Origin of the sequence: Metabacillus niabensis (genome assembly GCF_902829255.1) — a bacterium.
GTDB lineage: Bacteria > Bacillota > Bacilli > Bacillales > Bacillaceae > Metabacillus > Metabacillus niabensis.
The window spans coordinates 1-11,025 of the sequence record NZ_CADEPK010000435.1 but is presented as its reverse complement, the minus strand read 5'-3'; the positions used below and the strand labels follow the sequence as shown (position 1 = coordinate 11,025).

Sequence of the window (11,025 nt, the reverse complement as noted above, 5' to 3'; positions counted from 1 at the left end):
CTGTATTAGTTCCTATAAATTATGAACTAATACAACTATGAATAATTCATTATCAAGTTTACACCAATGTTTTTACGTCCGTCAATTAGTTTGCATAAGGTTTTTTAAAAGTTTTTCTAACTATTACGATTTAAAATTTAACCATTCTTTTATATCTGTATTATTACAAAAAGGAAATCTGTTATAGTTTTTTATAGTACAGTTTATCTTTCTAAAAAGTCTGAATCATCTAACGCTTTTTATTTACTTAAAATTTCATTTTTGTATTCCTTACGTCATACTAAACGATTTATTATCTATACTTGCCTATATCGATATTTTTCGAACAAAATATTATTTTAACAAAAGAATTGATTCCTATATGTGAAGATACTTAATTACAAATAAAAAAACCAATCATAAAGATTGGCTTTTGTTTTTATTCATCAGTTTCTTTAACATTCAATTCTGCAGCTTTATAAAAGTCCATTTTTTCCTGATTATACTGTTCGGTAAATTTATTGAACGACTCGTTTTTTTCCATCACTTTTTGGTAAGTTTCATTAATTTTCGCCGTTTGTGCTTCGAGATCTTCAATAGATAAATCTTCTTTTTGTAACATTGTATATAGTTCTTTATCTAACGTAATCGAACTTTTATATAACTTATAAAGCTCTTCATATGCAGAATAACGCTCATCCATTGTTTTCTTGAGCTGATTTGCTTTTTCTAACAAATCTTTATCCTCGATTTGCTCAATCTGTTCATCAATGGATTCGAATTCCTTTTTTGATGCCATAATGCTTTCATATTCACTGTCAATTTTTGATTCCCTGTCTTCAACTAGGGTCACTGCTTCTTTTGAAAGCTCTACTACCTTATTAAATTCATCCATTCCTAAATCGATAATTTGATTATAAATTTCAGATTCCTTTTTCTCTAATTCTAAAAGCGGTGCTTGTTGTTTTTCAAAATCACCCTCTAGCTTAACAACTTCCTCAAGAGTGGTATATATTTTCTCTTCAGGAGATGGACCGAAACAACCTGCTAAAAGTGTGACGAAAAGACAAGAAATAAACAAAATAATAATCCGCTTATGTTTATAGTTAAACAACAAAAGTATTCCCCCTATCATTTCATTTCTACTATAATCTGTAAAAGACATTTTTACAATTAGTAATCTATTATTTTCATTTAATCTGTTTAACTGCTTATATAATTTATTTATTTTTTCATCATTCAAAAAGGTTGTCCTTTTTAAAGGCTAAATATATTGTCATAAATATGATTTATTTAGCGGGATTAGACCTATATTATTTAAATTTAGTACCCAAAAATAAAATTTCCCAATGCTAACTCTAACTAGTTAAGAGAAAAATGGAATCATCTAATGTTTATTACTAAAATTATTTGTACCTATTTAATTAAATTTTTTTCAAAATACTGATCTTTTAAGCTATCGTAAAGGTTGTCGAGTAATTTGTGTGCCTCCTACAGGCTCTGACGGATTGGTGAGTCCTACAAGGAAGGTACACCACCTGCTTAACGAGGTATCCAACCAAGCTACTACAAGTAAATAACAGCAGAGTTTACGAAAACAGTCTAACTAAAAGAAAATGATTTATACTCATTTCTTCCCGATTTTTATTTCTTCCGTTATAATTTATTTACTGAATCGTTTAACTTATTGTTTAAAAAGCAATTTGAATTACAAACGTTTATCAAATAAGGAGTGTTACATCATGATAACGATGAAAGACATTGTACGAGAAGGACATCCTACATTACGCAAAGTAGCTGAGGAAGTCATTCTCCCTGCTTCAGACGAGGAAAAAGAAATTCTTGCAAATATGCTTGAATTCGTAAAAAATAGTCAAGACCCTGAAATTGCAGAAAAATATAATCTACGTCCGGGTATTGGCCTTGCTGCACCACAAATAAATGTTTCAAAACGAATGATTGCGATTTATGTTGAGGATGAAAAAGGTGTGCAACATAGCTACGCACTATTTAATCCTAAGATTGTTAGCCATTCAATAGAAAAAAGTTTTTTAAGTAACGGTGAAGGTTGTTTATCTGTTGACCGAGCAATACCTGGTATTGTTCCTCGGTATGCACGTATTCGCGTAAAAGCTACTACACTTGAAGGCGAGCAAATCGATATTCGTTTAAAGGGATTACTAGCAGTTGTATTCCAACATGAAATAGACCACTTAAACGGAGTTATGTTTTATGACCATATTAATGATGAAAATCCATTTTTAGAACCTGAAAACGCTATTGCAATTGGTCGATAATGGTGAATAAAAAAAGACGTGACCTTATAAAATGTCCAACACTAGGGTACATTTTATACAGTCACGTCTTTTTTTATTTTTCAAACTATATCACAGGAAGAATTGACTTTGAACAAAGGAATAACTTAGCACAATCCTTTTTCCATGATTACCCATGTAAATGATTCGAACATTTTACATATACTATCAATAAAAGCAGCACATATTGAGCGGAAATATCACAATTTAAATTTGGGAGGTAATCATAATGCTAAAAAAACTTAAAGATTCATTAAGAAAACAATGGAAACATTTATTAAAACGTAAAACAATTGCATAAATCCGATATATTTGTCGTCTGAAAATAAAATTGTAAAGGAAAAATCATTATTTTTATTGTTTATTTATTAAAATACATTTGCACATTATTTGATTTTTTTGTTACTATTTATGAATTTAACTTTAATAATATGATAAATTGTTTTGTGCATATTCCCTACTAGGGTTGGCTTGTTCGTCATAATCGAATATAATAGAAAAAGTTAGTCTAACATACGGAAGTTAAGGAGAGATTTGGCAAATGATTTTCAAAGTATATTTTCAGGACAAGATTACAGAGGTACCTGTTCGTGAAAGAACAAACACTCTTTATATTAATGCTACTTCTGAAGGAGAAGTTCGCTCTAAATTAAAAGACCGTCCTTATAATATTGAATTCGTAACTCCTATTGATGGAGCGTATTTAGCTTACGAAGAACAAAGCGAAAACTTTAAAGTATTGGAGATTTGATTGTATGAAATTTGTTAAAAACGACCAAGTAGCTGTTTTTGCCTTAGGCGGACTCGGTGAAATTGGTAAAAACACATACGGTGTTCAATTTCAAGATGAGATTATCTTAATTGACGCTGGTATTAAGTTTCCTGAGGATGAGCTCCTAGGAATTGATTATGTAATCCCTGATTACACGTACCTTACAAAAAATGAGGATAAAATTAAAGGCTTATTTATTACGCACGGACATGAAGACCATATCGGCGGAATTCCGTATTTATTACGCCAAGTAAATATACCAATATACGGCGGAAAACTGGCACTCGGTCTTTTAAGAAATAAGCTTGAAGAGCACGGACTATTGCGCCAAACAAAATTAATTGAAATTCAGGAAGATGACATAATTAAATTCCGGAAAACATCGGTTACTTTTTTTAGAACGACACATAGTATCCCTGATTCTTATGGAATTGTTGTAAAGACACCACCAGGTAATATTGTACATACAGGCGATTTTAAATTTGACTTTACTCCTGTTGGTGAACCGGCAAACTTAACGAAAATGGCAGAAATCGGAAAAGACGGTGTACTCTGCTTACTATCTGATAGTACAAATAGTGAAGTTCCTCATTTCACGATGTCCGAGAGACGAGTTGGTGACAGCATTCAGGAAATTTTCCGGAAGGTTGATGGAAGAATTATTTTTGCAACATTTGCATCAAATATTCATCGTCTCCAACAAGTAGTTGAGGCAGCTGTTGCATCGAACCGTAAAATAGCGGTTTTTGGTAGAAGTATGGAAGCAGCTATCCAAATAGGTCAAGAATTAGGTTATATTAATTGTCCGAAAGATACATTTGTTGATGCACATGAAATTAATCGATTGCCTGCTCATCGTGTTTGTATTTTATGTACAGGTAGTCAAGGTGAACCAATGGCTGCTTTATCAAGAATCGCGAATGGAACACATCGACAAATACAAATTATCCCAGGGGATAATGTTGTTTTTTCATCTTCACCAATTCCGGGAAATGCGTTAAGTGTAAGTAAAACAATTAACCAGCTTTTCCGTGCAGGTGCTGAAGTAATTCATGGGTCATTAAATGATATTCATACATCTGGTCATGGTGGCCAACAAGAGCAAAAATTAATGCTACGACTGATGAAGCCAAAATACTTCATGCCGATTCATGGAGAATATCGGATGCAAAAACTGCATGCTAAGCTTGCAGTTGATTGCGGTGTAAAGGAAGAAAATTGCTTCATTATGGATAATGGTGAAGTGTTAGCAATTGGTGATCATGAAGTTGGCGTTGCTGGTAAAATCCCATCTGGGTCAGTTTACATTGACGGTAGTGGTATCGGTGATATTGGTAATATCGTTTTACGTGATCGTCGTATTCTTTCAGAAGAAGGCTTAGTTATTGTAGTTGTTAGCATCAATATGAAGGATTTCAAAATAGCTGCAGGTCCTGATATTATTTCTCGAGGCTTTGTGTATATGCGCGAATCTGGAGATTTAATTAATGATGCCCAATCCCTTATTACGAAACACTTAAATAAAATTATGGAGCGTCGTACGAGTCAATGGTCTGAAATTAAAAATGAAATTACAGACACATTAGCTCCATTCCTATACGAGAAAACTAAACGTCGTCCAATGATTCTTCCAATTATTATGGAAGTGTAATAAATACAGGCATTGAATAAAGGGTGTTGACAATTTTGTCAACACCCTTCTTTTAATCACCGAGCAAACGCTTTTCAAAACGATTAATATCACTATCTGCTCCTATTACAATTAATACATCGTGCTTTTGGATTTTTTCATTTGCTTGAGGAGAAACAATAATTTCTTTGTTCCTTTTAATCGCTACAATATTTACTCCATATCTTGCTCGAACATCTAATTCAATAATGGAATGACCGTGGATTTTTTCATTTGCACTAATCTCGACAATACTATGCTCATCAGATAACTCCAAATAATCAAGAACATTATTAGAAACAATTTTATGAGCAATTCTTTTCCCCATATCTCGTTCAGGATGGACAATTCGATCGGCTCCTATTTTCGACAATACCTTTTCATGATAATCATTAGTAGCTTTAACAGTAATATCCTTTACTCCTAGCTCCTTCAAAATAATTGTCGTAAGAATACTTGCCTGTATATTATCACCTATAGCAACAATGACGTGGTCAAAATTTCTAATTCCAAGGCTTTTTAATACTGTTTCATCAGTTGTATCTCCTACAACCGCATGTGAAGCAATATTTGCATAAGCATTTACCTTATCTTCATCTATATCAATTGCCATTACTTCTAAACCCTCATCACTTAATGCCTGGCAAATACTACCTCCAAAACGACCTAGTCCAATTACTGCAAATTCTTTTTTCAAAATAATAACCTCCAAAACCTATGAAATCACCGATAATAAGAAGTAGTGCAGCGTCTTATCGCATGACATTATATAAGAGAAATCTAAAAACATAAAAAGCGATTACTTGTAGTCTTAATGTTTAAGTTTACTAGACGCTATAAATATTAACGAATAAATAGTGAACAATTTATATTTTTCTAACCTATTAAAAATCGTACCATAACTTTATTCGTTTTGACAGGGGGCAGTCAAGATAATATAAACCAACTCTTTCTTATGATAAAATACTACTGTTAAAATAAAAGTTTTGGAGGTTACATATGAAGCAGCTATACGTAACACTCTTTCCCTATATTATCGGTTGTTGTGGTGGCATAGTATTTAATGCCCTCAATATTCCACTACCTTGGATATTGGGTCCTATGATTTTCCTCATTACTTTACGGTCTATTCTTTCAAAGCAACCTAAATATGTACAACCATTGTTATTTAAAAATATTTCTTTAAGTATTTTAGGAATTAGTTTCGGACTTTCTTTCAATAAGGATACCTTTTTAACGGTTGCTCCTTATGTAGTACCATTTCTTATAGCAACGATCGTCTTAATTTCCTTTAGTATCATAAATGGAGTAATGATAAGCAAATTTGTAAAAATTGACCGAAACACAAGCATATTTGCATCTATTCCCGGTGGTTTAACTGAAATGGTTACTGCAAGTGAATCGTTAAATGCCAATACTTCGTTAGTAACCATCTTTCAAACCGTAAGACTGCTAACTGTCGTATTTTTTGTACCATTTACTATATTGCATATGTTTGAACCTCAACAAGGTGGAACTTTGATTGATACAATCACAAACAATGCTTCCTTTTTTTCGTTCGGCTGGTATATCCTTGCTGGTTTAACTGGTTACCTATTTAAATCATTTTTACCTGCTTCATACGTGATCGGTCCCCTTCTGACAACGGCAATGCTGAATATCATCGGTATTTCACTACCGTCTTTCTCTAATATTGTGTTGGTTTTTGCACAATTAACAATTGGTATAAGCTTTGGTTTAATGATAACGTTTAAGGATTTAAAAATTGGTGGAAAATATTGCGGATTATATTTTTTAACTACATTGCTTCTAATAGGGGCTAGCTTTGGAATTGGTTATTTATTCACGTTAATCACTGATTTGGATACAGGTACAGCGATGTTGTCATTTGCTCCAGGTGGACTTGTTGAGATGGTATTAACTGCATCAAGCATTGGTGCCGATCCGGCAGTCGTAAGTTCTTTACAATTTATACGATTATTATTTATTATTAGTGTTTTACCTAGCTTATTAAAATTCGGATTAAAGAAAATTACCTATGAAAGGATTTAAAAAATCTATGAGATTAACAATGGCCCAGATCGTTTTCACTAACGATTTGGACCATTGCTTTTCTTCTATTTAGTTATAGTCGTTGACTCCAAATTCATTTTACAAATCGTAGCTTTTATTTGAAAATAACTAATTTCAGGCGGTAGTGCCTCTTTTAATGGTTTTAATAACTCTGTTCCTAGCTCATATATTTTCTCAATTATCATCGTTTCCTGCTCAGCTGTCATAATTTTTTCCCACTCAATCGGATGACCTTCTGTTATTGAACGAATAATATGATTCTGTATTGTGATTTCAGTTAGACCTCTCGCTTTACTAATTTCTGAAACTGTCGATCCTTCTGTAAATAACTGATAGCTCAAAACATGACTAGCTGTCTTTTCTGTATCTATATTTTGTATGGTTTGCTTTACAACTGTATCTATCTCCTTTAATTCTGAAACAGTATCTTGTTGTAAAAATGCTCGGATTGCATGTAAAAATGCTTCCCCATATCTTTCAAGCTTTGTTTTCGCAACACCTTTTACTTCTAAAAACTCTTCATTTGTTGTTGGACATTTCTGGCTCATATCTTTTAAACTGCTATCAGAAAAAATAATATATGGAGGCACAGACAGTTGTGAGGCTAAGTTACGTCTCACTTGTTTGAGAACATCGAATAGGGCGTCATTTGCTTCAATCGCCTGTATTTTCGCTTGTTCTTTCTTAAAAACATGCTGTTTCTCAATTATTACCTTTCGAGCTTTATTTGTTAGCTCCAAGATTGGGTATTGGGCATTCGATAAAGATAGATATCCTTCTGCTATAAGAAAATCTAAAAATTCAACAATCTGCTTCTCCGTTTTATGCTTCATTAAGGAATATGTTGAAAGCTTCTCAAATCCAAATTGACTAATCCGTTTGTTTTTTGAGCCCTTTAATACCTGGGCTACTAATGTCTTTCCGAACCGTTCGTCCATTCTTTTAATACATGAAAATACCATTAACGCTTCATCGGTAACATCGATTTTTTCTCGTGTATCACGACAGTTCATACATTTCCCACAATCTGATTCAGGAGTTTCCTCTCCAAAATATTCAACGATATATGTTTGAATACATCTTTCAGTGTGACAAAGATCAACCATCTGTTGTAATTTTTGATACTCAAGTATTTTTTTTTCATCACTTAAAGTTGTCTGCTCAATTAAATACTTTTGGAGCTGAATATCTTGACCAGCAAACAATATCGTACATTCACTTATTTCACCATCACGTCCTGCACGTCCTGCTTCCTGATAATATGCCTCGATATTTTTAGGGAGATTATGATGAATAACATAACGAACATTTGATTTATTAATCCCCATCCCAAATGCATTTGTTGCAACCATGACGTCAATTTCATCATATAGGAATTGATCTTGCTGTTTAGTCCGTTCCTTTTCAGATAAACCTGCATGATATTTACCTGCTCTTACCCCATTTTTCGTTAAAAATTGATAAAGCTCATCAACTTCTCTTCTTGTAGCTGCATAAATAATTCCTGCTTGATCTTCGTTTGTTTTAATATATTTAGTGATAAAATCTCGTTTATTTTCACCTTTTATCACATTAAAAAGTAAGTTATCACGTCTAAACCCTGTTACAAATGTATTATCTGAATCGATATCTAATAATTGACATATATCGTTTGTAACTTCTTTTGTTGCAGTTGCAGTTAAAGCAATAACAATTGGTTTTTGTTGAAAATCAAGAATCATAGTATTGATTCTTCGATAACTTGGTCGAAAATCATGCCCCCACTGTGAGATACAATGGGCCTCATCTACTGCAACCATAGATACATGTAAATCTAAGATGAGTGAGCAAAACGAGGCAGACTCAAGGCGCTCTGGAGCAATATATACAATTTTATAAATCCCATTTCGGATATCTTCTAGACGTTCATTTAATTGATTAATTGTTAAGCTGCTATTAATATATGTTGAAGGGATCCCTACTGTTTCTAAAGCATCAACCTGGTCTTTCATTAATGAAATGAGCGGAGAGATAACGATAGTTACACCATCCATAAGCAATGCTGGGATTTGATAGCAGATTGATTTACCACCACCAGTTGGCATAATCGCCAACGTATCCTTACCCTTTAAAACATTTTCAATGATAGACTCTTGCCCTTTTCGAAATGATGAATAACCAAAATATTCTTTTAATTGCTCTTTTGCTTTTTGTAACATATTCAATTCTAGCTCCTTGTGGTTCTAGTACTTTATCTATTTTCATCATTAATAGTATAACATGTTTCACATACAAGGTTCGGCTATGAAAATTCAGTCTTTTCTTGTATTTTTTTCATTCTCCATGCTGAATCATTTAAATATTGCTTGTAAGAGTTATTTTTACTGTGAAAAATTTTCTTTTTAAATAAAATTATGGATCTTTTTTATCAAACTGATAACGATTATATTTCAGTATGATGACACTCCCCAAAAAACAACAAAGTTCAACATATTCTATAAGAAAGAAGGAGAAAAGAGGTTTGATATATCATGTTGTCTATGACAGAGTTAGGGATAGATTTAGGAACTGCAAATATATTAGTTTATAGTAAAAACAAAGGAATTTTATTAAATGAACCTTCAGTAGTAGCAATCGATTCAGAGACAAATAAAGTTTTGGCTGTAGGAACTGAAGCTAAAAATATGATCGGTAAAACTCCTGGAAAAATTGTTGCCGTTAGACCTTTAAAGGATGGAGTTATTGCTGATTATGATGTCACAACAGACATGTTAAAATACATCATGAAGCTTACTTCTCGTAAATTAGGTATGTCAATGAGAAAGCCAACTGTTGTTGTTTGTACGCCTTCTGGAGCAACCTCAGTTGAACGTAGAGCAATTCAAGATGCAATAAAAAGCTCAGGCGCAAAAGAGGTTCATTTAATTGAAGAACCAGTTGCCGCTGCTATTGGAGCAGACTTACCAGTAGATGAGCCAATTGCCAACGTTATCGTCGATATCGGCGGTGGTACAACAGAGGTTGCGATTATTTCATTTGGTGGAATCGTTTCCTGCCACTCGATTCGAATTGCAGGAGACCAATTAGACGAAGACATTATTCAATACATTCGTAAACAATACAATCTCTTAATTGGTGAACGAACAGCCGAACAAATGAAAATGGAAATTGGCTATGCATTAATTAAACACGAAAAAGAAACTATGGATATACGTGGACGTGATTTGGTAACAGGTTTACCAAAAACCATTACAGTATCTTCTTACGAAATGCAGGATGCCATGAAAGAATCACTTTATCATATTTTAGAAGCAATTCGTGCTACATTAGAGGACTGTCCTCCAGAATTAAGTGGAGACATTGTCGATCGTGGTGTCATTTTAACTGGTGGAGGAGCACTAATGAAAGGAATTCAAGAATGGTTAAGTGAAGAAATTGTTGTTCCTGTCCATATCGCACCTAATCCATTAGAATCAGTTGCAATCGGGACTGGAAGATCATTAACAGTAATTAATAAAATATTAAAAGCTGCAAAATAAACAACAATATGCAATCACACCTCATATATTATCTTCATTCGTGCACTTATTACTATGATAGCTGCTTAGGAGGTTTGATTTCTAAATTTAATTAAAGACGAAAAAATCCGAACTATTATTTGAAATTTTGAATTTCGTATAAGTTCGGATTTTTTTAAATTGCTTTGACAAAGCTCGATGTTCGCTTTATTTGCGAGATTTTCGTTAAGCTTAAGCTGCATTTCAATTGTTATAGAAGAATGTGTAACAGCCACTTTTACCTAACCTCTTTTTTTACAAAAAATTTACACATTTATACACATCAAAATATTGCTTTATGAATATACTAGCTTTGGTTTAAATTTCATAACAAAATTGCTACAATTTAGAGCAATTTCATTTTTCGAATAAGTGTGTAAAATTGGGAGGTTTCTTTGTGAAAGATTTTAGTAGAAGAATCATTATTAGTTTGACTTTAGCGGTTATTATTATGGGTGGAATGAGCGTTTCACTCGCAAACATGCCAGCAGGTCCTTCAAATAATCATGAAGTTGTTCAAGTTCAAGGGGAGTAATGACATTTGAAAAAGACTGCATTACCTGTTCAAATTTATCATGTTAATATGAGGAAGAGTTTTCTAGGGCACAAATAAACGAGCTATAAAAATAGACATTTATTACCCTTACTTTCCCTTACATAATCAAGCATTCAAGAATAGAC

Annotated in this window: 9 protein-coding genes; 6 read left to right on the top strand and 3 right to left on the bottom strand. The window is 32.9% G+C overall.

From position 1 onward, the window contains the following. Positions 1-418: 418 nt before the first annotated feature. A complete protein-coding gene (locus HU235_RS23700) occupies positions 419-1,093 on the bottom strand; it encodes a YkyA family protein (protein ID WP_233452410.1) in 675 nt (224 codons plus the stop codon). A gap of 628 nt (positions 1,094-1,721) precedes the next feature. Here HU235_RS23700 and def point away from each other — a divergent pair. The 3 genes from def (at position 1,722) to rnjA (ending at position 4,717) form a co-directional block, all read left to right on the top strand. Next, complete coding sequence (def, locus tag HU235_RS23695) at positions 1,722-2,276, top strand: peptide deformylase (RefSeq protein WP_145580821.1); 555 nt, start codon at positions 1,722-1,724, stop codon at positions 2,274-2,276. A gap of 559 nt (positions 2,277-2,835) precedes the next feature. Then, the gene (locus HU235_RS23690; protein WP_095298975.1) at positions 2,836-3,045 is read left to right on the top strand and encodes a DNA-dependent RNA polymerase subunit epsilon; all 210 of its coding nucleotides are present in this window, start codon (positions 2,836-2,838) and stop codon (positions 3,043-3,045) included. Positions 3,046-3,049: 4 nt separating this feature from the next. Beyond that, positions 3,050-4,717 carry a ribonuclease J1 gene (gene rnjA, locus HU235_RS23685; protein ID WP_145580822.1) on the top strand — a complete coding sequence of 556 codons (1,668 nt, stop codon included), beginning with the start codon at positions 3,050-3,052 and terminating at the stop codon, positions 4,715-4,717. A 52-nt stretch (positions 4,718-4,769) separates the two neighbouring features. Here the strand turns inward: rnjA and HU235_RS23680 are convergent, their stop codons facing one another. Then, entirely contained in the window at positions 4,770-5,432 is a 663-nt protein-coding gene (locus HU235_RS23680) for a potassium channel family protein (RefSeq protein WP_095298978.1), read from the bottom strand. Between the two features lie 302 nt (positions 5,433-5,734). Here HU235_RS23680 and HU235_RS23675 point away from each other — a divergent pair, with 302 nt between their 5' ends. Next, entirely contained in the window at positions 5,735-6,787 is a 1,053-nt protein-coding gene (locus HU235_RS23675) for an AbrB family transcriptional regulator (protein WP_095298980.1), read from the top strand. Between the two features lie 65 nt (positions 6,788-6,852). Here the strand turns inward: HU235_RS23675 and recQ are convergent, their stop codons facing one another. Further along, a complete protein-coding gene (gene recQ, locus HU235_RS23670) occupies positions 6,853-9,006 on the bottom strand; it encodes a DNA helicase RecQ (RefSeq protein WP_174881795.1) in 2,154 nt (717 codons plus the stop codon). A gap of 312 nt (positions 9,007-9,318) precedes the next feature. Here recQ and mreBH point away from each other — a divergent pair, with 312 nt between their 5' ends. Both mreBH and HU235_RS23660 read left to right on the top strand, forming a co-directional pair. After that, positions 9,319-10,326 (top strand): rod-share determining protein MreBH, encoded by a 1,008-nt coding sequence (gene mreBH, locus HU235_RS23665; protein WP_095298983.1) that lies wholly within the window; start codon positions 9,319-9,321, stop codon positions 10,324-10,326. A gap of 415 nt (positions 10,327-10,741) precedes the next feature. After that, positions 10,742-10,879, top strand: coding sequence for a protein YkpC (locus HU235_RS23660; RefSeq protein WP_095298984.1), 138 nt, complete (start codon positions 10,742-10,744; stop codon positions 10,877-10,879). The last annotated feature ends 146 nt before the right edge of the window (positions 10,880-11,025 follow it).

Excerpts from the sequence above, each read along its gene's own strand:
- def (WP_145580821.1), top strand. The coding sequence starts at position 1,722 with ATGATAACGATGAAAGACATTGTACGAGAAGGACATCCTACATTACGC.
- HU235_RS23690 (WP_095298975.1), top strand. The coding sequence starts at position 2,836 with ATGATTTTCAAAGTATATTTTCAGGACAAGATTACAGAGGTACCTGTT.
- rnjA (WP_145580822.1), top strand. The coding sequence starts at position 3,050 with ATGAAATTTGTTAAAAACGACCAAGTAGCTGTTTTTGCCTTAGGCGGA.
- HU235_RS23675 (WP_095298980.1), top strand. The coding sequence starts at position 5,735 with ATGAAGCAGCTATACGTAACACTCTTTCCCTATATTATCGGTTGTTGT.
- recQ (WP_174881795.1), bottom strand. The coding sequence starts at position 9,006 with ATGTTACAAAAAGCAAAAGAGCAATTAAAAGAATATTTTGGTTATTCA.
- mreBH (WP_095298983.1), top strand. The coding sequence starts at position 9,319 with ATGTTGTCTATGACAGAGTTAGGGATAGATTTAGGAACTGCAAATATA.